The organism is Dactylosporangium cerinum (genome assembly GCF_042653625.1).
GTDB classification, from domain to species: domain Bacteria; phylum Actinomycetota; class Actinomycetes; order Mycobacteriales; family Micromonosporaceae; genus Dactylosporangium; species Dactylosporangium cerinum.
Map to the genome: position 1 here is coordinate 47,391 of NZ_JBHSIU010000009.1, position 24,398 is coordinate 71,788.

Annotated in this window: 15 protein-coding genes and 2 pseudogenes; 9 read left to right on the top strand and 8 right to left on the bottom strand. The window is 70.6% G+C overall.

The genetic code is table 11. The features are described from left to right. Positions 1 to 6: 6 nt before the first annotated feature. Positions 7 to 1,308: a type VII secretion-associated serine protease mycosin gene (gene mycP / locus ACFPIJ_RS05375; protein WP_380113487.1), complete on the bottom strand. Its 1,302-nt coding sequence runs from the start codon at positions 1,306 to 1,308 to the stop codon at positions 7 to 9. A 1,017-nt stretch (positions 1,309 to 2,325) separates the two neighbouring features. After that, positions 2,326 to 3,660, bottom strand: a complete 1,335-nt coding sequence (eccD, locus tag ACFPIJ_RS05380) for a type VII secretion integral membrane protein EccD (protein ID WP_380113489.1) — start codon at positions 3,658 to 3,660, stop codon at positions 2,326 to 2,328. 131 nt (positions 3,661 to 3,791) lie between these two features. Between eccD and eccCa the strand changes: the two genes are divergently transcribed. Next, positions 3,792 to 7,751: a type VII secretion protein EccCa gene (eccCa, locus tag ACFPIJ_RS05385; protein ID WP_380113491.1), complete on the top strand. Its 3,960-nt coding sequence runs from the start codon at positions 3,792 to 3,794 to the stop codon at positions 7,749 to 7,751. Positions 7,752 to 7,755: 4 nt separating this feature from the next. Here the strand turns inward: eccCa and ACFPIJ_RS05390 are convergent, their stop codons facing one another. Further along, complete coding sequence (locus ACFPIJ_RS05390) at positions 7,756 to 8,295, bottom strand: inorganic diphosphatase (protein ID WP_380113492.1); 540 nt, start codon at positions 8,293 to 8,295, stop codon at positions 7,756 to 7,758. 79 nt (positions 8,296 to 8,374) lie between these two features. On the opposite strand from ACFPIJ_RS05390, the gene dacB reads away from it, so the two are divergent. The 7 genes and pseudogenes from dacB to folE all read left to right on the top strand — a co-directional run bounded on the left by dacB (position 8,375) and on the right by folE (position 17,838). Further along, on the top strand, positions 8,375 to 9,772 hold the full coding sequence (gene dacB, locus ACFPIJ_RS05395; RefSeq protein ID WP_380113493.1) for a D-alanyl-D-alanine carboxypeptidase/D-alanyl-D-alanine endopeptidase: 1,398 nt from the start codon (positions 8,375 to 8,377) through the stop codon (positions 9,770 to 9,772). 74 nt (positions 9,773 to 9,846) lie between these two features. Continuing rightward, positions 9,847 to 10,890, top strand: a pseudogene (locus ACFPIJ_RS05400) (zinc-dependent metalloprotease); the annotation flags it as partial. Positions 10,891 to 11,264: 374 nt separating this feature from the next. Further along, the gene (gene tilS, locus ACFPIJ_RS05405; protein ID WP_380113494.1) at positions 11,265 to 12,233 is read left to right on the top strand and encodes a tRNA lysidine(34) synthetase TilS; all 969 of its coding nucleotides are present in this window, start codon (positions 11,265 to 11,267) and stop codon (positions 12,231 to 12,233) included. A 407-nt stretch (positions 12,234 to 12,640) separates the two neighbouring features. After that, the gene (locus ACFPIJ_RS05410) at positions 12,641 to 14,260 is read left to right on the top strand and encodes a gamma-glutamyltransferase family protein (protein WP_380113495.1); all 1,620 of its coding nucleotides are present in this window, start codon (positions 12,641 to 12,643) and stop codon (positions 14,258 to 14,260) included. 73 nt (positions 14,261 to 14,333) lie between these two features. Continuing rightward, positions 14,334 to 14,909 (top strand): hypoxanthine phosphoribosyltransferase, encoded by a 576-nt coding sequence (gene hpt / locus ACFPIJ_RS05415; protein ID WP_327006663.1) that lies wholly within the window; start codon positions 14,334 to 14,336, stop codon positions 14,907 to 14,909. Positions 14,910 to 15,121: 212 nt separating this feature from the next. Further along, a complete protein-coding gene (ftsH, locus tag ACFPIJ_RS05420; protein WP_380113496.1) occupies positions 15,122 to 17,125 on the top strand; it encodes an ATP-dependent zinc metalloprotease FtsH in 2,004 nt (667 codons plus the stop codon). 59 nt (positions 17,126 to 17,184) lie between these two features. Then, positions 17,185 to 17,838: a GTP cyclohydrolase I FolE gene (folE, locus tag ACFPIJ_RS05425; RefSeq protein WP_380113655.1), complete on the top strand. Its 654-nt coding sequence runs from the start codon at positions 17,185 to 17,187 to the stop codon at positions 17,836 to 17,838. Between the two features lie 104 nt (positions 17,839 to 17,942). Here folE and ACFPIJ_RS05430 read toward each other — a convergent pair whose 3' ends face one another. Then, a complete protein-coding gene (locus tag ACFPIJ_RS05430; protein WP_380113497.1) occupies positions 17,943 to 20,015 on the bottom strand; it encodes a hypothetical protein in 2,073 nt (690 codons plus the stop codon). Between the two features lie 473 nt (positions 20,016 to 20,488). Between ACFPIJ_RS05430 and ACFPIJ_RS05435 the strand changes: the two genes are divergently transcribed. Beyond that, on the top strand, positions 20,489 to 21,115 hold the full coding sequence (locus ACFPIJ_RS05435) for a hypothetical protein (protein WP_380113498.1): 627 nt from the start codon (positions 20,489 to 20,491) through the stop codon (positions 21,113 to 21,115). Here ACFPIJ_RS05435 and ACFPIJ_RS05440 read toward each other — a convergent pair whose 3' ends face one another. From ACFPIJ_RS05440 to ACFPIJ_RS05455, 4 genes and pseudogenes are all read right to left on the bottom strand, one after another. Continuing rightward, positions 21,116 to 21,745 carry a hypothetical protein gene (locus ACFPIJ_RS05440; RefSeq protein ID WP_380113499.1) on the bottom strand — a complete coding sequence of 210 codons (630 nt, stop codon included), beginning with the start codon at positions 21,743 to 21,745 and terminating at the stop codon, positions 21,116 to 21,118. Next, complete coding sequence (locus ACFPIJ_RS05445; protein ID WP_380113500.1) at positions 21,742 to 22,884, bottom strand: M23 family metallopeptidase; 1,143 nt, start codon at positions 22,882 to 22,884, stop codon at positions 21,742 to 21,744. The genes ACFPIJ_RS05440 and ACFPIJ_RS05445 overlap by 4 nt, the downstream gene beginning before the upstream one ends. Continuing rightward, positions 22,881 to 23,423, bottom strand: a complete 543-nt coding sequence (locus ACFPIJ_RS05450; RefSeq protein WP_380113501.1) for a hypothetical protein — start codon at positions 23,421 to 23,423, stop codon at positions 22,881 to 22,883. The genes ACFPIJ_RS05445 and ACFPIJ_RS05450 overlap by 4 nt, the downstream gene beginning before the upstream one ends. A gap of 6 nt (positions 23,424 to 23,429) precedes the next feature. Beyond that, positions 23,430 to 24,398 (bottom strand): annotated as a pseudogene (locus ACFPIJ_RS05455) (MFS transporter); the annotation flags it as partial.

Sequence of the window (24,398 nt, forward strand, 5' to 3'; positions counted from 1 at the left end):
CTTGGCTTAGCAGCGGTCGTGGCGTCTGGTCCGGTGGCGGACCAGTACCCCGGCCGCACCGAGGATCAGGATCAGCAGCGTCGCCGCGAGACCGACGGTGACGCTGCTGCCGACCGGCTCGGCGTCCGGTGACTGCCGGGCGCCGGACAGGCCGGCCGCCTCGCTGACCGGCTGCGGGGCCGCGCCGCCTTCGTCCGTTTTCTGCGCCGCCGCGCTCGGCTTCGCCGGCTTCCCGCTCTCCGTCTTCGGCGCGGCGACGGTCAGCGGGTTCGCGACGACCTCCGCCACCGGCTCGCGCAGCGCGGCCAGGGGGTCGACCTCCCCGTACCCGTACCGGTCGTCCCGCCCCTGCGCACCCAGATCCTTCGCGGTGCCGATCAGCCGGTTGATCACGTTCGCGGCGCTCATCCTGGGATACTTCGCCCGGATCAGCGATGCCGTCGCGGCGACCAGGGGAGCGGCGAAGCTGGTGCCCTGCACCTGCCAGTACCCGCCGCCGGGGCGCGCACCGGTGAGATTGTCGGCCGGGGCGGTCAGCACGGTCTCCGGACCTGTCAACGATCCGGCCCACAGCCCGCCGCCGTTGCCACCCGCCTTCGACGCACTCGGGCTTGCCGCCGGCGTGGCGCTCGGTGGCGTACCCCCGCTCAAGCCGGCGACCGCGACAACCCCCGGCTCCCGGGCCGGATACCACACCTCGTGGATCGACGGGTCGGTCGCGATGTTGCCGGTGCACGCGACGACCACGACGTCCTGGGCCGCCGCGTATCGCAACGCCTCCGCGATCTCGTCACTGCGCAGCGCGCCGCCGAGCGACAGGTTGAGCACCGTCGCCCCGTGATCGACCGCCCAGCGCATTCCCTCGGCGATGACGGCCGGGTCGTCGTACTTGTTCAGCTTGTCGAGCACCCGCACCGGCAGGATCTTCGCCCCCGGCGCGATCCCGGCGACGCCGGTGTTGTCGTCGGCCCGCCCCGCGATCAACCCGGCGACCGTCGTGCCGTGCCCGACCGGATCGACCCGGCCGTCACCGCCGTCGACGAGATCCAGCCCGGGCAGCACCTGTCCGGCGAGATCGGGATGCGTCGCGTCGACTCCGCTGTCGAGGACTGCGACGATCACCCCGCGGCCCGTCGACACCTTCCAGGCGTCCTTCGCGTCGAGCGCGTTGAGCTGCCACTGCGCCGACCTGGTCTGGTCAGCGGCGGCCGGCTGCGCCGCGACCAGGCACGCCAGCAGCGCGAAGACCGCCGTAACGAGGCCACGGGCGGCGGCACGGGGGAGGGAGGCGGGTGCGATGGCACCCATTCTGGACCGTGTTGGCCGGGTCTGTCAGCCTCCCGTCCCGCCGCCGGGCGATTCTTAACCAACCCCTAAACGTGCGTCGCGGAGTACGCCCCTGCCCGCCTTCGATCGGGTGATGGCGGCGGTGGCAACTCGAGATCCGCACTTGCCGCGGTGAGCCTGAGCCCTGTGGCCGATCTTGCGACCGTGATCGAAGGATGGGCCTGGTCGTGCGGACGACCAGCCCGCGACTTCGATCACCGGAAAGATCCACTCTGGTGGCGGAACAAGCTCGCAAAGGGCCTCATCCGGACATCGGGAGCGCCGAATCGACGCAGCCGGCACCCGGCGCCGCACTCCAGCATCCGGCGCCCGAGCCCCAGTCCGTCCGGACCAGTGGTCGGGAGTCTTCGCTCGGCGGCATCTGCGTGTGGGCGTCCCTCACGCTTCACGCTTTCGCTGGTAGGTCGCGCCTGGCGGCGTGGTGCAGGACCGACCGGGCCAGGACTTGGATCATTGACAAGCTGTCGTGCCCGGCTGCCTCGGTGAAAGCTTGCAGCGCAAGGGCGTCCCACGCCTCTGTCGCGGCTCGGTGGGAGCGCCGACGTCGCGCTGCGGGCGTCGGGCCGCGCGTTTCGCGTCGCGTTCCGAGCTGCGGGCGGCAGCCGCGTGTTCCGTGCTGCGGGCGTCGGGCCGCGCGTTTCGCGTCGCGTTCCGAGCTGCGGGCGGCAGCCGCGTGTTCCGTGCTGCGGGCGTTGCGCGTTCCGTGCTGCGGGCGTTGCGCCCCGTGTTCCGTGCTTCGGGCGGCAGCCGCGTGTTTCGTGCTGCGGGCGTTGCGCCCCGTGTGCCGTGCTGCGGGCGTTTGCGCCGCGTGTGCCGTGCTGCGGGCGTTTGCGCCGCGTGTTCCGAGCTGCGGGCGTTGCGCCGCGCGTTTCGTGCTGCGGCGTCGTGCAGGCGGCGCGCCGCGTTTACGTGCGAACGTCGGTGTCGGAGAGCAGTCCCGGTGGCTGGGGACGTCCCGGGCACATGGCGGTGGACAGGTCAGCTGAGCAGGCCGTACAGGCCCAGCACGGCGCAGGCGAGCGGCACCGCCGAGACCAGGCAGAGGATGTCGAGGATGTCGGCGGCGCGGCCGGCGTACGGAGAAAGCGGGCGCAACGCCGCTCGAGCGCCGGTCAGGGCCACCGCCGCGCCCACGACCGCGATCAGCGACGTCAGCGCCGGTGTGGGTGGGGCTGACCCGGCCAGGGTCGCCAGGCCGCAGCCGCCGGCCGCCAGCAGGGGTAACCGGTGGCGGACGGTGACGAACATGCGGGCGCGCAGGAGCAGGGCCGCGCCGGCGACCGCCACCAGGACCAGGCCGGACACGTCCCGGGAGTGGGTCAGAACGGTGGTCGCGGCGGCGGCGGTGAGGGCGCAGCCGAGCAGAAGGCCGGTGAGCATCTCGTCGGTGCGGGCGACGGCGGCGAAGACGCGGCCGCGGTCCGGGGGTGTGCCGAGGCCGGCGCCGGTCGCGGTGAGGTCGCCGGGGAGGGCGACGACGGGCATCGGCAGCTTGCCGAGGCGGATGGCGAGCAGCGGGGTGCCGGCCACGCCGGCGACGAGTGCCGCGAGGACGACGGCGGCGGCCGCGGCGGGGCGCAGTTGCAGGGCGAGGAAGGCGCCGGTGACGCCGAGCAGGGCGGTGGTGGCGCCGGCCACGAAGAGCCGGAGCAGGTGGGCGACGCCGGCGCCGGCCAGGAGTGAGGCGATGAGGAGGGCGGTCGAGGCCAGCAGGGTCCGGCCGGCGGCGTCGGTGAGCGGCGGAGCGGTGAGCCAGCCGGCGGCGGCCGCGAACGGCAGACCGTATCCGGCGAGGGTCGCGCCGGTGAGCGCGTCGCCGTAGGCGCGGGACGCGAGCGTGCCGGTGAGGATCAGGACCAGGGCGGCGACCGCGGCCAGCAGCGGCAGGTCGCTGCGGACGGTGGCGGTGAGGGCGACGAGCAGGCCGGCGCCGGCGGCGGTGAGGGCGGCGGCGCGGGTTGCGGCGGGGCTCCAGGCGACGCCCTGGCGGCGGGCGCCGGCGGCGATCGCGTCGACCACGTCGTCGAACTCGAGCTCGGGCCAGCTCGACCGGGCCGGGACCAGGTGCAGGACGGCGCCGTCGCGGACCTCCTGGCCGGCGAGGCCGGTGGTGGCGGACAACGCGGTGCCATCGCCGCGGCGCAGGAGCCAGCCGCCGTGGCGCTCGCCGTCGTCGGCGAGTCCGACGCCCGCGTGCTGCAGCAACTCGGGCAGGAGCTCGGCTATGGGCACGGCGTCGGGCAGCGCGACGTCGACCCGCCGCTGGGGCGAGTTGATCGTCACGCGGGCCAGGCCGGGCGAGGCTGCGGGCATGGATTCAGAGGTACCACGGTCGATGGGTGAGTGTCGCCCTGCCGGCACGAATCGGACGTTGTGTGATGGAGTTGTCACGCAGGATGCATCAGGGGTCCCGCGTCGACTGTGCCGGACTTACAGTCTCTGGCGTGAGCACGGTCATCATGAAGCGGTCGCCTCGGCGGCCCGCGCCCGAGATTCCGAGCGGTGACCTGGTGGTCCAGGCGCCGCCGGAGATCCCGCCGGTGCCGCCGTCGCGCTGGCAGCAGATGGTCCAGGTGGTGCCGATGCTCACCGGCACCCTCGCCACCGCGCTGCTGTTCGCGGGGCGGGACGGCGGGACGTATTCGTACGTGATCGGGGCGGTGTTCGGGTTCTCGACGCTGGGCATGCTGCTGACGTCGGCGGGTGCGGGCGGCGGCCCGAAGAAGGCGGAGATGATGGCCGCCCGCCGGGACTACCTGCGTCACCTGGCGGCGCTGCGGCGGCAGGTCCGCGACACCTCCGCCAAGCAGCGCACCGGGCTGCACTACCGGCATCCCGACCCGGGTTCGCTGTGGTCGACGGTGGACAGCTTCCGGCTGTGGGAGCGGCGCCCGACCGACGGTGACTTCGCGGTGGTGCGGGTCGCGGTCGGCCCGCAGACCCTCGCGACGCCGCTGCATCCGCCCCTGACCGGGCCGCTGGAGGACCTGGAGCCGCTGACCGCCGGGGCGCTGCGCCGGTTCCTCGACGCCTGCTCGGTGGTGCCCGACCTGCCGGTGGCGATCTCGTTGCGCAGCTTCGCCCGGGTGCACCTGAGCGCCGAGGCGCCGCACGACGCTGCCGCGGCGCTGGTGCGGGCGATGCTGGCGCAGCTGGCGGTGTTCCACGCGCCCGAGGACCTGCTGATCGCGGTCTGCGCCGGGCCGCACCGCCGGGAGCGGTGGGAGTGGACGAAGTGGTTGCCGCACGCGATGCATCCGGCGCGCACGGACGCGGTCGGGCCGGTGCGGCTGGTGGCCGGTTCCGCGGTCGAGCTGGAGGCCCTCCTGGACGACCTCCTGGCCAACCGGGCCAGGTTCGACGCGGGTCGCCCCGCCGGGCGCGGTGCCGCGCCGCACCTGGTGGTCGTGCTCGACGGTGGTGACCTTGACGGTGGCGGCCACCTCGGTGCCGACGGCGGCGTGGACGGCGTGACCCTGATCGACCTGGACGGCGCGCCGTCCAGGCTGCTCGATCCGGCCGCGATCGTGCTCCACCCGTCGGGTGGGGAGCTGGTGACGACGTCCGTGGCGGCCGACGGTGCCCAGGCCGGGCCGGAGGGCTCGATCGGCGTGCCCGACGCCCTCGCGATCGCCGAGGTCGAGGCGCTCGCCCGTCGCCTGGCGCCGATCAGGTTGGCGGTTGCCGGTGGCACCGACGACGAAACCGGTCAGCGGGACACCGGCGCCGACCTGGCGGCGCTGCTGGCGCTCGACGACCCATGGTCGCTGGACGTGGCGAGGGCGTGGGCACCGCGCCCGCACCGCGCCCGGCTGCGGGTGCCGATCGGGGTGGGGCCGCAGGGACAGCCGGTGGAGATCGACCTGAAGGAGTCGGCGCAGGACGGGATGGGCCCGCACGGGCTGCTGATCGGCGCGACCGGGTCCGGCAAGTCGGAGCTGCTGCGCACGCTGGTGCTCGGCCTGGCCGCCACGCACTCGTCCGAGACGCTCAACTTCGTGCTCATCGACTTCAAGGGCGGCGCGACGTTCGCCCGGCTGGACCGGCTGCCCCACGTCGCCGCGTTCATCACCAACCTGGCGGCGGAGCTGCCGCTGGTCGACCGCATGACCGACGCGATCAACGGCGAGGTCGTGCGCCGCCAGGAGCTGCTGCGTCGGGCCGGTGAATACGACTCGGTCCGCGACTACGAGCGGGCCCGCGCCGGCGGTGCGCCGCTCGCGCCGCTGCCGAGCCTGCTCGTGGTCTGCGACGAGTTCAGCGAGCTGCTGGAGGCCAAGCCGGACTTCATCGACCTGTTCGTGCAGATCGGGCGGGTCGGCCGGTCGCTCGGTGTGCACCTGCTGCTGGCCTCGCAGCGGCTCGAGGAGGGCCGGCTGCGCGGCCTCGACACGCACCTGTCCTACCGGGTAGGGCTGCGGACGTTCTCGTCGCTGGAGTCGCGCACGGTGCTCGGCGTCCCCGACGCCTACGAGCTGCCGCGCTCGCCCGGCCACGGCTACCTCAAATCCGGCACCGAGCCGCTGACCAGGTTCAAGGCTGCGTACGTGTCGGGCGTACACCATCAAGCGGGACGAGCCGGTGCGGCTGCGGAGCCGGGGCGGCGGGTCGCGGTCTACGACACTCGGTTCGCGCCGCCCCGGGCGCCCTCGGCGGAGCCGCCGGATTCGCAGGAGCCCTCGGGAAGTCTGCTCGACATCCTCGTCGACCGGCTGGTCGGTCAGGGTGTCCCCGCGCACCAGGTGTGGCTGCCGCCGCTGAGCACGCCGGCGTCGATCGACGAGCTGCTCGGCCCGGTCGCGATCGAGGCGGGCCGCGGCCTGAGCGTCGCCGACCCCCGGTTGCGCGGTGCGTTGCAGGTGCCGGTCGCGCTGGTCGACAAGCCGCTCCTGCAGCGCCGCGACGTGCTGTGGTTCAACCTGGACAGTGCCAACGGGCACGTCGCCGTCGTCGGCGGCACGCAGAGCGGCAAGTCGGTGGCACTGCGCACCCTGATCGTCGGGCTTGCGCTGACCCACACGCCCGCCGAGATCCAGGTGTACTGCCTCGACTTCGGCGGTGGGCAGCTGCTCGGCCTGCGGGACCTGCCACACGTGGGCGGGGTGGCCGGGCGGCTCGACCCGGCCGCGGTCCGCCGCACCGTCGGCGAGGTCGCGGCCCTGCTCAACGACCGGGAGCGGCGCTTCGCCGAGGCCGGGATCGACAGCATGGCCACGTACCGCCGCCGCCGCGCCACCGTCAGCGCCGCCGCGGCCGCCGACGCGTGGGGTGACGTGTTCCTGGTGATCGACGGCTGGGCGACCGTCCGAGGTGACTACGAGGACCTCGAGAGCGCGATCACCGACATCGCGACCCGTGGCCTGTCCTACGGCATCCACGTCGCCGCGTCCGCGTCGCGCTGGATGGACTTCCGGCCGGCGCTGCGGGACCTGCTCGGCTCCCGGATCGAGCTGCGGCTCGGCGACGAGAGCGACTCCCTCGCGTCGCGCAAGGCCGCCGCGAACGTGCCGAAGGAGGCACCGGGCCGGGGCGTCACCTCCGACGGGCTGCACCTGCTGGTCGCGCTGCCGAAGCTGACCAGCGGCGACCAGGCGGACCTGGTCAAGGCGGTCGCGGCGGGCTGGACCGGCGACGCGGCGCCGAGGGTGCGGCTGTTGCCGGTCCTCGTGCCGTATGCGGCGGTGGCCGGCGACGCCGATCCGGCCAACCCGCTCGACCTGCCGGTCGGCATCGCCGAGACCGACCTGCGTCCGGCCCGGGTCGACCTCGGCGCGGAGCCACACCTGCTGGTCTTCGGCGATGCCGGCTCGGGCAAGTCGACGCTGCTGCGCGGCCTGGCCACGACGATCAGCGACCGGTTCACGCCCGAGGAGGCGCGGATCGTGCTCGTCGACCATCGGCGCAGTCTGCTCGGCGCGGTGCGCACCGAACACCTCATCGGCTACGGCACCGGCGCGCAGCAGACCGAGGACCTCGTCGCCTCGGTCGCCACCTACATGCAGCGGCGCCTGCCGGGGCCGGACGTCACCCAGGACCAGCTGCGCACCCGCGGCTGGTGGACCGGGCCGGAGTGTTTCGTGCTGGTCGACGACTACGACCTGGTCGTCACCGGACCCGGCAACCCGATCGATCCGCTGCTGCCCTACCTCGCGCAGGCCCGCGACGTCGGCCTGCACCTGATCGTGGCGCGGCGCAGCGGCGGCGCGTCACGCGCCCTGTTCGAGCCGGTGCTGCAGCGGCTGCGGGAGCTGTCCTCACCTGGCCTGCTGCTGTCCGGGGACAGAGAGGAGGGCGCGCTGCTCGGCAACGTCCGCCCCGGTCCGCTGCCACCGGGGCGGGGCTGGCTGGTCACCCGCCGCGACGGCGCGCGCCTGATCCAGGTCGCGCACGTCGAGGCGGGCTGAGCCACTACTCGGTCGGGCGCACGGTCGGGGCGACCCCCGGGTCGTGATAGGTGCCGTCCGCGATCGCGTCCTGGTAGCGCTTGCGGGAGGCAGCGATCTCGGCCTCGGCCTCGACCCGGCCCACCCACGTGGCGCCCTCGACGCTCTTGCCCGGCTCCAGGTCCTTGTAGACCTCGAAGAAGTGCTGGATCTCCAGCCGGTCGAACTCGCCCAGGTGGTGGATGTCGCGCAGATGCTCCAGGCGCGGGTCCTCCGCGGGCACGCAGAGCACCTTGTCGTCGCCGCCCTTCTCGTCCGTCATGCGGAACATGCCGATCGCCCGCGAGCGGATCAGACAGCCCGGGAACGTCGGGGACTGCACCAGCACGAGCGCGTCGAGCGGATCCTCGTCCTGGCCGAGCGTGCCCTCGATGAAGCCGTAGTCAGCCGGGTACTGCGTCGAGGTGAACAGCGTCCTGTCGAGCCGGATCCGGCCCGTCGCGTGGTCAACCTCGTACTTGTTGCGTTGACCTTTCGGGATTTCGACCGTCACGTCGAAGTCCATCTGATGACTCCTCACCCTCGCACCGCTGCGCCGACCATTAGTCTCCCTGACAGCACCACGGTGGAACGGGGAGGGTCCGTTGGCGAGGGAAAGACCACAGGTTGGCACCGTTGTCGCGGTCATCGCGCTGGTCGTGGCGCTCGTCGCTGCGCTGGGCTCGGTGTACGCGGGACCGCAGACCATCCGTCTGCTGGGCCTCGCCGGGTCGGACGGACAGGCCAGATGGACCGCCGGCGTCACGCCCGAGCTGCCGCCCGCGGTCCTGGCCGCGATGGACAGCCAGGCGCCGCTGCCCTCGCCGGACGGGGTGAAGGCCGCCCTGACGTCGCTGCTGGCCGCGCCCGCGCTCGGCCCGCACATCACCGCCTCCGTCGTGGACGTGGCCACCGGGCAGGTCCTGTTCTCCTCCGAGCCCGACGCGGCGATGACCCCGGCCTCCACCACGAAGATCGTCACGGCCGTGACGGCCCTGGCGGCGCGCGGACCGGCGTACCGCATCCCGACCCGTGTCGTCGCCGGCGCGCAGCCGGGTGAGGTCGTGATCGTCGCGGGCGGCGACCCGACCCTCGCCGTGTTCCCGAACCCGTACTACCCGGGCTCCGCCCGGCTCGACGACCTGGCCGCGCAGGTGAAGAAGGCCCTCGGTGACACGGCACCGACGAAGGTCAGCTACGACAACTCCGTGTTCACCCCCGGATCCGGGATCGGCCCGGGCTGGGACGCCGACGCCACCACCGCCGGCTCCGGCGCGGTGATCACCCCGCTGATGACCGAGGGTGGCCGGCCGAACCGGGCCCCGTATGCCGTGCGGTATCCCCAGCCCGACGTGCAGGCCGCCCAGGCGTTCGCGAAGCTGCTCGGGCTGGCCCCGGCCGCCGTCGCCGCGGGGACCGCGCCCGCGGGCGCGCAGGAACTCGGCAAGGTCGAGTCGGCGCCGATGATCCGGCTGGTCGAGTTCATGCTGACGGAGAGCGACAACGTGCTCGCCGACATCCTCGCCCGGCAGGTCGCGCTGGCCAAGGGACAGCCGGCGTCGTTCGAGGGCGGTTCCGCCGCCATGCGGGCCGTGCTGGAGGAGCTGAACCTGCCCGTGACCGGGTACGGGCTGGTCGACGGCAGCGGATTCTCCCGCAACGACCGGCTGTCTCCGGCACTGCTCACCACGCTTCTGGCGACCGCCGCCCGCTCCGACCGGGCCGACCTGCACGGGATCTTCAGCGGCCTGCCGGTTGCCGGGTATTCGGGGACCCTGACCGGACGGTATGTCAAACCGCAGGAGGGTGCCGGCGCGGCCGGGCTGGTCCGGGCCAAGACGGGCACGCTTTCCGGCGTCAACTCGCTCGCCGGGATCGTCGTGGACGCCGACGGGCGGACCCTCGCGTTCGCGTTCATGGCCGATCAGACCACGGACCGTGACAAGGCCGTCGTCGCGCTCGACCGGGTCGCCGCCGCGCTCGCCGCCTGTGGCTGCCGGTAGCTGACCCGTCGCCGAGGGTCGACTCCGGGTCTTCTCAGCGGCAGGCGGTGGTCGGGCGCGGGTACGGTGGGTTCATGGCGCAGTTCGTCGATTGGGATCTGGCCGCGGCAACCGCAGCGGCGTTGGGCAAGAGCGGCCCTGCCGTGTCCTACGAGGAGGCCGCCGCCGCCGTCACCAACCTCCGGGGGCTGGCGGACGAGGCGACCGAGCACGTCAGCTCCTTCACCGGCCTGCGCACGAAGCTCCTGGCACCACCGGTGCGCATCGTCGACCGCCGGGACTGGGCGGCGACCAACATCGAAGGCCTCCGGCAGGTGATCCAGCCCCTGGCCGAGCGGCTCGCCGGCGGTAAACAGCCGGGGCCGGTCGCCAGCGCGATCGGGTCACGGTTCACCGGCGTGCAGGCGGGCACCGTGCTGGCGTACCTGTCGGGCAAGGTCCTCGGGCAGTATGAGGTCTTCTCCGCGGACCCTGGCCAGCTGCTCCTGGTCGCCCCCAACATCGTCGAGGCGGAGCGCCGGCTGGGCGCCGAACCCCGCGACTTCCGGCTCTGGGTGTGCCTGCACGAGGTCACCCACCGGGTCCAGTTCACCGCGGTCCCCTGGATGCGGGGCTATTTCCTGGGTGAGGTCGGCGCGTTCGTGGACGCGTCCCAGCTCAACCAGGACCAGCTCGCCGAGCGGCTCCGCCGTGGCATCGGCGCCCTCGCCGACGTGGTCCGCGACCCCAACAGCAAGATCTCCGTGCTCGACCTGGTCCAGACGCCCGCCCAGCGGGCCGTGCTCGACCGGCTCACCGCACTGATGACGGTCCTGGAAGGGCACGCCGAGTTCGTCATGGACGGCGTCGGCCCCGAGGTGGTGCCGTCGGTCGAGGAGATCCGGGCCAAGTTCAACCGGCGCCGCGAGTCGACCGCCAACCCCCTCGACCGGGTGCTGCGCAAGCTGCTCGGCGTCGACGTGAAGATGCGCCAGTATGCCGAGGGCCGCAAGTTCGTCCACGCGGTCGTGGAGCGGATCGGCATGGACGGCTTCAACAAGATCTGGCAGTCGCCGCTGACCATTCCGCGGCTCGACGAGCTCAGCGATCCCGACGCGTGGGTCGTGCGGGTGCACGGCTCGGGCGCGCTGAACCGGCCCGTCGCCATCCCGCCCGTCGCGCAGGCCGCGACCGGCACGACCGTCCAGTCCCCGGCGGCGTCCCCGGCCAAGGCGGGAGTCGTCGAGGTGCCGCCGGCGCCGGTGCCGACGCTGCCCGAGCCCGTGGAGACGGCGTCGGCCGAGGCGGGAGTGGCCGAGCCGACCGAGGTGGCGGGCCTGTCGGCCGAGGAGGCCACGGCCACGCCCCCGGTCACCACGGTGACCACGACCGTCGAGCCTGTCGACGAGGCGGTGCCGGCCGAGGCGGAGCCGGCGGCGAAGGCGGACGAGGGCGACGAGGGCGACGGCACCCAGGAGCGGCCGGCCAAGTCCGACACCACCGGCTGATCGCGATGGCCGCGCTCGCGCCGGCCGTGGCCGCGGTGCGTGCCGCGGTCCGGCGTGGCCTGGCCGACCTGTCGCCCGGCGACACGGTGCTGGTGGCCTGCTCCGGCGGTGCCGACTCGCTCGCGCTCGCCGTGGCGGCCAGGTTCGTCACCCAGCGCATGCGGACGCACTGCGGCCTGGTCACGGTCGACCACGGCCTGCAGGCGGGCTCCGGGGAGCGGGCCGCCCGGCTCGCCGGATGGGCGAGGGACCACGAGTTCGACCCGGTGGACGTGCGGACGGTCAAGGTCGGCGGGCACGGAGGGCCGGAGGCGTCGGCCCGGAACGCCCGGTATGCGGCGCTGGTCGCCGCCGCGAAGGCGCACCGGGCGGTGCTGGTCCTGCTCGGCCACACCCGCGACGACCAGGCCGAGACGGTGCTGCTGGCGCTGACCCGCGGCGCCGGGCCGCACGGGCTCGCCGGGATGCCGGCCAGGCGGGAGCGGCAGGGGGTGCTGTTCGCCCGGCCGCTGCTGGACGTGACACGGGCCGACACCAGGGCGGCGTGCGAGGTGGCGGGGCTGAGCCCGTGGGAGGACCCGCACAACACCGATCACGCGTATGCCCGTTCGCGCGTCCGGCCGCTGGTGACGGCCCTGGGACCGGCCGTGATCGACAACCTCGCCCGGACCGCGGGGCTGATCGCCGCGGACACCGCGCTGCTCGACGAGCTCGCCTCGGACGCGTTCGACAAGGCGGTCGTGGGGACGGACGAGCTCGACGTCGCCCAGCTGGAGCGGCTGCCACCGCCGGTCCGCACGCGGGTGCTGCACTCGTGGGCCCGCCGGCTCGGCGTGTCCGGGGGTGCGCTGTCACACCGTCACGTGGTCGCCATGGACGCGCTGGTCACCGACTGGCACGGGCAGGGGCCGGCGGCGCTGCCGGGTGGGCTGCGGGTCGCCCGGCAGGGTGGCAGGCTGCGCCGCATCGCCTGAGATCCGCGGAGCGCGCGGGGTGGCTGTTCGGCGGTGGGCTGGCATGCGACTCGGGGTGCCGGGTGTGTCCGGTTCGCGTTTTCGATGTCCGGACAGGGCTTGTTCCGCTCCTGGAGCGGATCTTTCCCGTGATCGAAGTCGCGAACCGGTCGTTCCGGTGACTGTCAGTTCCGGGGACCGTGGGGTGCCTTCGATCAACCCGGTCGTGACCGAAGACCTGGGCGCGGGTCGCGTCTTCGATCATGGGTTGATTGAAGGTGTCGTGTGGTCGGCAGGGTGGCCGGTGCGTGCCTCCGGGGCTGCGGTTCGCTCGGAGGCTGGTCGCCGATCGGCATGGGTGGGGTTGCCGGGTGGCCGCGGGTGCCGGGCGGAGCGGCGGGGTGCACTGCATCGCTTAAGATCCACAGATGTCGAAGGACCTGCATCCGCGCCGGCCGGTGTACGCGCCGCGGGGCGTCGTGGCGACCGCCCAGCCGCTCGCCGCGTCGGCGGGGCTGGCGGTGCTGCGCCGCGGTGGCAACGCCGTGGACGCGGCCATCGCGACCGCCGCCGCGCTGACCGTGCTCCAGCCGGGTTCGAACGACATCGGCAGCGACCTGTTCGCCCTGGTGTGGGACGGCTCACAGCTGCACGGCCTGAACGCCTCCGGGCGGTCGCCGGCGTTGCTGACCCGGGACCTCGTCGTCCAGCGCGAGCCGTCGGCCCGGGCCGCGGCCGCGCTCGGCGGCGCGCAGGCCGTCGCGGACCAGGTCATGCCGGCCCGCGGCTGGCTGCCCGTGACCGTGCCCGGCGCCCCGGCCGGCTGGCGTGACCTGCACGGACGGTTCGGCTCGCTGCCGTTCGCGGACCTGTTCGAGGACGCGGTCGCGTACGCCGAGCACGGCTACGGGGTGTCGCCGACCGTCGCGCACCACTGGGACCGCGCCGTCGAGGTGGTCCACGCGGGCCTGGCCGGCGACGAGTTCACTGAGTGGAGCCGGGTGTTCACGCACGGCGGCCGGGCGCCGCGGGCCGGGGAGCGGTTCCGCAACCCGGACGCCGCCCGGACGTTGCGGTCGATCGCGGCGACCGGTGGCGAGTCGTTCTACCGGGGCGAGCTCGCCGAGGCGCTCGTGGCGCACGCCGAGCGGACCGGCGGGCTGCTGCGGGAGGCCGACCTGGCGGAGCACGCGTCGCTGTGGGTCGAGCCGCTCTCCGCGCGGTACCGCGGGCACGACGTCTGGGAGTTGCCGCCGAACGGGCAGGGCATCGCCGCGCTGCAGGCCCTGGGCATCCTCGACGGATTCGGCGCCGGGGGCGAGGACGACCTGCACCGGCAGATCGAGGCGGTGAAACTCGGGTTCGCCGACGCGCACGCGTATGTGGGGGATCCTGCGCTGGCCGTACCGCCGCCGCATCTTTTGGATCTTGATTATCTGGCGGAGCGCAGGACGCGCATCGGCCAGCGGGCGATCGAGCATCCGCCCGGTGACCCGGCCCGTGGCGGGACGGTCTACCTCTGCACAGCCGATGCCGACGGGCGCATGGTCAGCCTGATCCAGTCCAACTACATGGGATTCGGCTCACACGTCGTGGTGCCCGGCACCGGCTTCAGCCTGCAGAACCGGGGCGCCGGGTTCGCGCTCGCCGAGGGGCACCCGAACGAGGTCGGACCGCGGCGGCGGCCGTTCCACACGATCATCCCGGGGTTCCTGACCAGGGACGGCGCTGCGGTCGGGCCGTTCGGCGTCATGGGCGGACACATGCAGCCACAGGGCCATGTCCAGGTGGTCCGCTCGACCGTCGACGACCTGCTGGACCCGCAGGCCGCGCTTGACAGGCCGCGTTGGTACTGGCACACGGGGCTGGACGTGCGCCTCGAGCCGGGCCTCGCCGACGCCGCCGACGACCTGCGACGACGCGGTCACCAGGTGCGCATCGTGGAGGAGCAGGGCGCCTTCGGCTACGGCCAGGCGATCTGGCGCACGCCGTCCGGCTACGTCGCCGGCTCCGAGCCCCGGGCGGACGGCGCGGCGCTGGGCTTCTAGCGCTGCTGCGACGAGGGTCTCTCGGGGGTGACCCGCCGTCGATCCGGGAGGGCCGATACGGCAGGCTAGGCGTATGGCCGACGGCACCACCTGGCACGCGTCCGACATCGACCACGTGATCATCAGCGAGGAGCAGATCCGCGACAAGACGGCGGAGCTCGCCAAGCAGGTGGCGGCGGACTACGCCGACGCCGAGTCCATCCTCCTCGTCGGCGTGCTCAAGGGCGCCGTCATGTTCATGGCGGACTTCGCCCGTGCGCTGGGCCGGGTCGGCCCTCCGGTCGAACTCGAGTTCATGGCCGTCTCCTCGTATGGGCAGGGCACGACGTCCTCCGGGGTCGTGCGCATCCTCAAGGACCTGGACCGCGACATCGCCGGCCGGCACGTGATCGTGGTCGAGGACATCGTCGACTCGGGGCTCACGCTCTCGTGGCTGCTCAAGTATCTGCAGAGCCGCTCGGCTGCCCAGGTCGACGTGGTGGCGCTGCTGCGCAAGCCCGATGCGCTGAGAGTGAACGTGCCGGTGCGGTATGTCGGATACGACATCCCCAGCGAGTTCGTCGTCGGCTACGGGCTCGACTACGCCGAGCGGTACCGTGACCTGCCCTTCGTCGGGGTGCTCAAGCCGTCGGTGTACGGGCGCGGCTGACCCCGGTCTTCCTGGGAGTCTGCTGGGAGCATCCCGTCTGCGGCCCACGCCGATCCGCGACTGTCGGTGCCACGGTGTACCGTCAAATGGTCACGAGCGTCAACTGAGCCATACTCCTCGACGCTTGAGACATCGCGTCGGCACAGTGGGTCCGGCGTGGTCAGCGGTCTTACGGATGGAGGGGCCGGGCGCCGCGTGCGCCCGACGACAACATGGAACGTACCCGTTTGTTCCGCCGGCCGGTGGTCTGGATCCTCCTGGTGATCATCGGTGCGATCGTCCTTAGTTCCTTCTTCACGTCCGGCCCCAGTTACACGAAGGCGGACACATCGCAGGTGCTTGCCCTGTTGCGTGAGGGCAAGGCCAAGAAGGCGGTGATTCAGGACAAGGAACAGACCCTCAGGCTTGAACTGAGGTCCAAGGAAACGATCAACAAGACCAAGACGGACAAGGTCGAAACCCAGTTCACCTCGCAGTTCGCCGACGAGCTCCAGAACGAGCTCGCCACGCTGCAGGCGGACAAGAAGGTCGACCAGTACAACGTCAATGTCACGCAGGACAACATATTCGTCAGCCTGCTGATCAACTTGCTGCCGATCGCCGTGCTGGTCGTGCTCCTGCTGCTCTTCATGTCGCAGATGCAGGGCGGCGGCTCGCGGGTGCTCAACTTCGGCAAGTCGAAGGCCAAGCTGATCTCCAAGGACACGCCGAAGACGACCTTCGCCGACGTGGCCGGCTCCGACGAGGCCGTCGAAGAGCTGCACGAGATCAAGGACTTCCTGCAGGCCCCGGCCAAGTATCAGGCTCTCGGCGCCAAGATCCCGAAGGGCGTCCTGCTCTACGGTCCTCCCGGCACCGGTAAGACGCTGCTGGCCCGCGCCGTCGCAGGCGAGGCCGGCGTGCCGTTCTACTCGATCTCCGGCTCGGACTTCGTCGAGATGTTCGTCGGTGTCGGTGCCTCCCGGGTCCGTGACCTGTTCGAGCAGGCCAAGGCCAACGCGCCGGCCATCGTCTTCGTCGACGAGATCGACGCCGTCGGCCGTCACCGCGGCGCCGGCATGGGCGGCGGGCACGACGAGCGCGAGCAGACGCTCAACCAGCTCCTCGTCGAGATGGACGGGTTCGACACCAAGGGCGGCGTGATCCTGATCGCGGCCACCAACCGGCCCGACATCCTCGACCCGGCGCTGCTGCGCCCGGGCCGCTTCGACCGGCAGATCCCCGTCGACCGGCCCGACATGGAGGGCCGCAAGGCAATCCTGCGGGTCCACGCGAAGGGCAAGCCCTTCACGCCCGACGTCGACCTCGACTCGGTCGCCCGCCGCACGCCCGGCTTCACGGGCGCGGACCTGGCCAATGTCATCAACGAGTCGGCGCTGCTGACCGCCCGCCACGAGAAGCGGGCGATCACCAACGACTACCTCGAAGAGGCGATCGACCGGGTCATCGCCGGCCCCGAGCGGCGCACCCGCATCATGAGCGACCACGAGAAGCGGGTCACCGCCTATCACGAGGGCGGCCACGCGCTGGTCGCCTGGGCACTGCCGCACTCCGCGCCGGTGCACAAGGTGACGATCCTGTCCCGCGGCCGCTCGCTGGGCCACACGCTGGTCCTGCCGACCGAGGACAAGTACACGCAGACCCGCTCCGAGATGATCGACACCCTGGCCTACGCGCTGGGCGGCCGGGCCGCGGAGGAGCTCATCTTCCACGAGCCGACCACCGGCGCCGGCAACGACATCGAGAAGGCGACCGCGCTCGCCCGCTCGATGATCACGGAGTACGGCATGAGCGCCAAGCTCGGCGCCGTCAAGTACGGCGTCGGCGACGGTGAGCCGTTCCTCGGTCGCACGATGGGCCACGAGCGGGACTACTCGGAGAAGGTCGCGGCCGAGATCGACGGCGAGATGCGCGCCCTCATCGAGATCGCGCACGACGAGGCCTGGGAGATCCTGGTCGAATACCGCGACGTGCTCGACCAGATCGTCGAGGAGCTGTTCGAGAAGGAGACCATCTCCCAGAACGACATGGCGCGCATCTGCGCCCGGGTGGTCAAGCGTCCTCCGATGGCTCCGTACAGCGGCAACGGCCGCCGGCGGCGGGCCCTCGAGGCCGGCGCCAACGGCAACGACATCGGCCAGCCGGTCGGGCTGAGCGGCGACGGTGACCAGGTGCGGATCACCAGCGGCGGCGAGACCACGGACGGCAAGAACTGAGCGAGATCAGCAGCACCGAGCCCGACGCCGACGATGACGGCGCCGGGCTCGGTGCATCAATTGACCAGGTCGAGGTCGAGGTGGAACTCGACCACGTCGCGGCCCGGCTCGTCAGCGGCAAGCTCGGCGGTGTCGAGGTCGAGCGCAACGTCGACCTGAAGCGCATCGAGGCCGCGGTCCGCGAGATCCTCGTGGCGGTCGGCGAGGACCCCGACCGCGACGGACTGCGCAAGACCCCCGCCAGGGTCGCCCGCGCCTACGCCGAGCTCTTCGCCGGCCTGCGCGTCGACCCGGCCCAGGTCCTGTCCACGACCTTCGAGGCGGACCACGAGGAGCTCGTCCTCGTCCGCGACATCGAGGTCATGTCGATGTGCGAGCACCACCTGCTGCCGTTCCACGGGGTCGCGCACATCGGGTACATCCCCGGCCACGACGGTCGCATCACCGGGCTGTCGAAGCTGGCCCGGCTGGTCGAGGTGTTTGCCCGGCGTCCGCAGGTCCAGGAGCGGCTCAACTCGCAGATCGCCGACCTGCTGATGGAGGAGCTCAACCCGCGCGGCGTCATCGTGGTGATCGAGTGCACGCACATGTGCATGTCGATGCGCGGCATCCAGAAGGGTGGCTCGCGCACGATCACGTCGGCGGTCCGGGGGCTGCTCCGCGACGACGCCAAGTCACGCGCCGAGGCGATGTCGCTGATCCTGCGCGGCTAGTCTTCCGGCCTTGCCGGTTCTGCTGCGGTTCCTGGTTCTGGGCTCGGTCCAGGACCAGGCCGCGGGTCTGGGCTCGGTCCAGGATCAGGACTGCGGGTCTGGGCTCAGTCCAGGATCAGGACCGCGCCGAAGACGATCAGCGGGACCAGGGCGAGCAGGCTGATCGCCATACCCATCACCGGTGTCCTCGCCGTGGGCCGCCGGGTCGTCGCGCCGATCGTCAGCCAACCCAGGCCGAAGGCGAGCGCCGGCAGCACCAGCGCGCAGGGCAGTGCCAGCAGGCTGATCCCGTCGAACCGCTCACCGGCCAGCAGCGTCGGCACCTGCACGACCGCGGCCAGCACCGCGAACGTGAAGTAGATCGCGGCGTTGATCCAGACCCGCGTGCTGGACGCCGTGCCGGACCGGTCGGGGGCAGCGAGCGCAGCCTCAGATTGCTTCAGGCCGGCCGCTGCCACGCGGAGGGCATGGGAGACCCTTCCGGGTAGGGATTCGGGCGCTGGGGGGCTCTGGGGGCTCTGGGGGCGTGCGGTGCCCGTTCCGGTGGCGCCGGTGGGCACGGGGGCCGGCACACCACTGACGGCCGCCGGCCTGACCGGGCCACCGCTGACCTGTGCCGGGCTCTTGGCATGGCTCGGGACGTACCCCGGTGCCTGGCCCGGGCTCTGCGGCCGGGCCGGGATGCCGCTGACCGGCGGGCGATAGATCGGCTGCGCGCCCGTCGGGCCGTTGTAGTTCGGCGCGCCCGGGTAGTTCTGGAACGGGCCCATGATCGCGCCCGTGTTGCCCGCGGTGCTGCCCAGGTACAGATTGCCGGTCGGCGGCGCCGGGCTGGTGACGCCTGGCGCCACCGGCGGTGCGCTGACCGGCAGGGTCGCCGTGCGGGAACCCTGCTGCGGCCAGGTCGTGGCGGGCTCCTGCGCCGCGCCGCGCCGCCGCCCAGCGGGCTGAGCCGCGGGCCGTGCCGCGCCCGTCAGCACCGCCGCGGCGGTCTGCGTCTCCTGCCAGCTCGGCAGGAGGTCGAACGCCCGGCCGCCCGCCTCCCGGGCGATCTCCGTCAGGTACGCCTGGTGGTGAGCGAGCTTGGCCCGGATCGCCGACAGGTCGTCGCGGGCGGCCTTCAACGCCGCCTTGTGCTCCGCGACGACCGCGATCACCTCCCGGCGGACCGCGTCGAGCCGCTGCCCCGCGGCGACGTAGTTCAGCCACGCGGTGCGGCTCGGCTCGCCGGCCTGCGCCGGGGGCGTGCCCCAGGGGCCGCTGAGCTGGGCACAGACTCGGCGTACCAGATCGGCGGGCGGATCCTGGTCGAGGTACACCGGGGCGTTGAGCCGGGCCGGGGTCACGCCGGTGCCCGAGAACGTCGCTCCCGGCGGGTCACCCACCCACGCGTGCGGGTTACGGATCGCGATCTGCGTCGCGTGCGGCAGCGGTGCCTGTGTCGTCTCCGCCGTCAACGGCGGCGGCGGCCACCCAGCGGCGATCAGATGCAGCCGACCGGCGGGCCCGGCGTGCGCCAGCCCCGCGATCCTGGCCAGATCCCGGCCCTCGGTGAGCTCGGGCAGGGACGCGATCACGATCAGCAGCGTCGGCCCCGGGGCGTCGGTGCGGGCGGCGATCCACTGCTCGCCCTCATCCAGTACCGCGCGAAGACCCTCTGCATCACTCACCGGCGTCGGCATGATCGACTCGATGCCCGCGAACCACCCGAACGTGGACCCCGAGTCCACCGCGTCGATGGCCCGGATCCTCACCGACCCCGGCGGCGACGAGGCGAGCAGCCGCAGCACCAGACTGCGCAGCAACCCCGCGACCCGACTGTCCCTGGCATCGGCGTCAATGGCGATGTGCCCGGCCCGCAGCAGCGGCACCACCACCGGGAACCGCGCGTCATCCAGCGGATGCGCCTGCCCCACCCGCACGAACGTCGGCGGCAACGGCCCCCCGAGCGGCGTCGTCGGCGCCAATGCGTCCAGCTGCGCACCCAACCAGCCGGGCGCCAGCTGATTCGCGTCGGCCCTGAGGCTGGCGGTGAGGTCGTGCTGCTCCGCGTACTGCGAGGCCGGCGCGGCACTCGGCGAGTATGCGTCCAGAACCGGCCCAGCGGCGGCGACCAGCGCAGCGGTGTGCCGATGCAGCGCAGCCGCTCGCTCGATCCGTGCCCGCAGGCGTGCCACCGTGCCCCTTTCCGCCCTTTCCGATCCAGCAGATGCGGGAACGGTAACGCAGACCGGGGAAGCAGTCAGTAGGCGCACTGGGAGTCTTGCGTTCCCGCAGGTGCGAGCTCTGGTCCTGGTACCCCCACCACGCCCTCCCGATCTTGCACAAGCTGCGGCGGGTACTTGCGGCGACGCTTTGCGCTGCCGTTCGCGGTGTTTCGGGCTTCCGCGGCGTCCGTGGGCTTCGTTGGCTTTCTTGGCCTTCTGGGCTTTCTGAGCTTTCTGGGCTTCCAGGCTTCCAGGCTTCCTTGCTTCTGGCGGGTGTGTCGCTTCCGATGCTTGCCTTGCTGCTCGTGCTTGCCCTTGCTTCCGGCGTTTTTGTGGTGGCGTCGGGGCTCGCCGGCTGGGTGGGGACCGGCTGCTTGTGGCGCGGGGCAGGGCTGCGGCGCGGGAGGGTGCCAGTCTTCGCATGGGCAGATAGCCTCTGATGCGTGGACCCATCGAAGCCGAACGAGCCGAGCATCGATCAGGGCAGGTCAATCCCCCGATCCCGCCCAGCCGACGACGAGGTCCTCGAAGGCGAGATCATCGGCAAGGACGAGCCCCTGCGCCGGCCGGGCCCCGTCCCTCCATCGCCGCCGAAGCCTCCAAAGCGAGGCCTCGGCTTCCGCAAGACCCTGCTGATCGTGGTGGCAGTCATAGCCGTAGGCATTTGTATCGGCGGCTCGCTGATCGCTTATACCTTGTACGACAAAGAAACTAGGCCGAAGCGAAGTGATCCAACAGAGTCGTTGAGGCAGTATGTAGCCGCTAAGTTTGAGCGCAGGGACGATGTGCGTGTGCGCCTGTTTATTTGTGATCGTCCAGACCTGGGTCAGTTGGACGATCTTCTGAAGCGCATCAAGGAACGGGAAGCAGAGACTAAGGTCGGAATTCGGGTCACGCTGTCCGATACCGTAGTGACTGGCCAAGACGCCACGGCTCAGATTCGAGGCAACCTGAACATCGAGGCTGATGAGTCGGGCGGAGATACGTCAAACTTGATTCAGCACTGGGACTTTGCGATGGTCGAATCAAACGGCTGGCGCTTGTGTGGTGCTAAGCAATTGTTGCCCTAGCTATTCGACCCACACCAGGTGGATCGGTAGTTCAAGGGTCTTTGGTGCCTGGCCGCTCCATGCCCACCGATACCAACTCAGCTCCGTGGATACCCGCACACAAATATCGCCATCAGCGCCGCTATATGGCTCTGTTACCGCCCGTAGATCGCGTTCGTCCGTCCCGATCTTGTCAGTCGGTCCAGGTAGCCGAACTACCCTTAGTCCAGTGACTGCCCCTACCGTGCGAATCGGCCGTGGCGGCCGCGGTGGCGGTGCGTCGAGTGATACCAGCCGTCCCACCAAGTTCGAATCACTGCCGGTTGCCGTCACTTTCGATGTTATTCGTTCGACCCAGACTCGCTCGATCGGTATGAGCGGTGCGAATACTTCGGTCTGTTCCGCCTCCGCGCGATACCACTCCTGCTCGGGCAGCACCGGCACATAGGTGCGGCTTGCCTGTACCACCGCGTCATCGATGCGCAGGTCGCCGCGCCAGCCGAGACCTGGCAGCCCGACCATCGCTCGGCCACCACGCAGGTCACGCACAGATGCGGCTGGTACCAGTTCGATTCCTGCTGGTGTACGTTCGCTGTTGCCGGCGATCAGATCCCAATTGGGTAGGTCGCCATCGGTGGAAAAGTCACTCATGGCTCGGCTCCGAGAGGCGCACCCATCTGTTGCATGAACAACACCGGATCGACTGCGCCATACTTGCTCGAATCATTGTTCCTATGTGTTTCGAAGTGAACGTGGGGTCCCGAGGAGTGTCCCGTAGTGCCGGAGAAGCCAATTTCTTGACCAGGCGCGACACTTTGCCCGACGACGACACTCGGCTGCTTAACCATGTGGCAGTATCGGGTAATGATCCCATTAGCGTGGAGGATGTCGACAAACCAGCCACATCCGCGGACCGACGGTGAACCATCTCGATCACAGCCCCAAGGTTTGCCGTTCGGGCCGATTGCGTCGCAGCGGACCTTTATGACACGACCCGCTGCCGCAGCGTGAATGAGCGTGCCTCGCGGTACGATGAGATCGACGCCTTGGTGCGTTGGTCGGGAGGCAGTCCGGAAACCTGATCCAACTTTTCCCTTAACCGGTGCTGTCCAGCCAGAGGCGGCGATCTGTCCGGCACTGACGCATTGCAAATTTGTCTGATTCCCCACTGCTCGTGCTGCGCCGCCGGTTAAGGAGTTGACGACGGTTGACGCCAGCTCTTCGTGTTTGGCGTAAGCGTTAGGGTATGCACTGCGCTGAACTTTCTGCGCCGCGCGAGTCAGGCTCATTGACTGCCAGCCGGGGATTGCTACAAGCTTCTCGTAAAACTTTCGTGACGCATAACTCGGATCCATGATCTGTTCGGGCGTGCCCCAACCAGAACTGGGGCGCTGTTGAAATAGTCCCAGCGAATCGTGGTCATTGCGGCTGCCGAGATTCGGCAGATTACGCAGCCACGATTCCTGCATCGCAGTCGCTACCGCAATGACCCAGCCACGTGGGGGCACGTTTAGATTTTGCCCTACTCGCACGATGATCGCCGCATTTCGTACCTGCTCTGTGCCGAGTCTGCGATGGCTCGGCATCTCCGCCGATGTGTCGACCAGTTTTCCGTTGCCGCAGCCCGCGTCGTAGTTGACGGTTTTAGTCGCCGCGTCGAGAAAGAACGACACGACTCCGCCGCCGCAACACACTAAAGCGAACACCGCAACCAACCCGACTAGCAGCGCTGGACGGAGCTTGCGTCGGCGTTTCTCGCCGTAACCGTCGCTGTCCTCAAAGTCTGTCACGCCACCTCCCAATCCAGGGAGGTGACCTGCCAATGGCCGTTGATGGCTTCGAGCTGCAAGACGATAGTTCCGCCATCGGCCGGTATCTTTGCTGCCGCGACCTGGCCGAAATCCTCCAAGATGGTCGGACCGGTGATTGTGGCCGTCGGTACGTCGTTCGGGTCCGTATCGGCGAGATCCTCCATCAGCTCGCTCGACGCGTCCGGCTTCAGTCCTGCCCGCCACTGCTCGCCGGAGACGCCGGGCCTGCGTACCCACGCCTTCGCGAATCGGGTCGCCACCGCGTTCGCGTCGCTGGCGCCTTTGCTCAATGACGGAGCTGCTGAGGCTGGCTCATCCTGAACGCCGTCGTCGCCGAGTGAACTGAACGGATCCGGGGTCCTCGTCACCGGAGCGACGGTCGGACCGAGTGCGTCATTGTTCGGCTGGTCGTTCTCGGTGAAGATGGTGCGGCCGAATCCCACGACTGCGAGCACGACGACAATGAGCAGTATGGCAATGCCGTACCGCGTGCCGAGAAGACGCAGAACCGTACGCATGGATGCTCACCCCGGCAGGTTTGCCGACTCCGGCCGTCGCGCCGGTGTCCGGTCCTGTGTGGACCGATCCGAGTCGGGTCGATATATCGAGTACGACGGCACGTTTTCCGCTGGCGAATCAGGCTCTTCCCACACTGGTTCCCGCCGCCGGCGTTGCGGACTGTCCGGTCGCGTCGCTCGTTCCTCAGGCCTTGACACTCGTTCGCCGGTGCGCGTGGGCCGTTCAACGGTATTTGTTGACCGTTCACCGCCACCGACCGACAACGGGTCCTCGTCCCGAGATTCCGGCCGCTGCCGGACCGGATCACCCTTGCCGCGCCGCTGAGGTTCGTTTGTCCCTCCGGCATCGACAACTTTCAGCGCGGCGGCCTGGCGTACGTCGCGCAGGAATAGCCTGTGCCAGTTGCCGGCGGAGGTGATCGCCGTCGTAGAGTCTTTACCGCCGAGCTGTGTGATCCGCCGGTACGGTCGCAGAAGGAGCCAGCCAACGACGCCGGTCAACCAGATCAGCAGAACCTGCAGCCATCCAGCGAGCGAGTCGGTACCAAGAATCAGGGTCACGGCAAAGAGATAGATCGCCGAACCAGCTCCAAACAATATAATATTGAAGATTGCTGCGATTACGGCATTGCCGAGCCGGCGCAGCCCAGCATTTGCGGGCCTCAAAAGGCCAACTGTACCGAGGATGGGCGCCGCGATTACTGCCCAACGGAAAATCAGGAAGCCAAGGATGACGAGTACCGAAGCGGTTAGATCGAAAAGAGCGAAGAAGAGCGTAGACAGGATCGCCAAGAAGCCAGCGCCGATCCGATCCATTCCATTGCTGCCCTGGAGGTGTGCGTAAGCTTCTGGATCTTCAGTCTTGATTTGTTCAGCGATCCGCATCCATCGCTGTTTCTTCTCATCCTCTGTGATGCTTCGCAGGTTTGATTCCGTAGGAAGTGGTATTCCGCTTCCTGTTCCGTTTTCTTGCTT

Bases quoted from the DNA above. Each gene is read 5' to 3' on its own strand.
- hpt (WP_327006663.1), top strand. From the start codon at position 14,334: ATGGCCGACGGCACCACCTGGCACGCGTCCGACATCGACCACGTGATC.
- tilS (WP_380113494.1), top strand. From the start codon at position 11,265: ATGGCCGCGCTCGCGCCGGCCGTGGCCGCGGTGCGTGCCGCGGTCCGG.
- ACFPIJ_RS05440 (WP_380113499.1), bottom strand. From the start codon at position 21,745: ATGAGTGACTTTTCCACCGATGGCGACCTACCCAATTGGGATCTGATC.
- eccD (WP_380113489.1), bottom strand. From the start codon at position 3,660: ATGCCCGCAGCCTCGCCCGGCCTGGCCCGCGTGACGATCAACTCGCCC.
- ACFPIJ_RS05390 (WP_380113492.1), bottom strand. From the start codon at position 8,295: ATGGACTTCGACGTGACGGTCGAAATCCCGAAAGGTCAACGCAACAAG.
- ACFPIJ_RS05410 (WP_380113495.1), top strand. From the start codon at position 12,641: ATGTCGAAGGACCTGCATCCGCGCCGGCCGGTGTACGCGCCGCGGGGC.
- ACFPIJ_RS05450 (WP_380113501.1), bottom strand. From the start codon at position 23,423: ATGCGTACGGTTCTGCGTCTTCTCGGCACGCGGTACGGCATTGCCATA.
- ftsH (WP_380113496.1), top strand. From the start codon at position 15,122: ATGGAACGTACCCGTTTGTTCCGCCGGCCGGTGGTCTGGATCCTCCTG.
- mycP (WP_380113487.1), bottom strand. From the start codon at position 1,308: ATGGGTGCCATCGCACCCGCCTCCCTCCCCCGTGCCGCCGCCCGTGGC.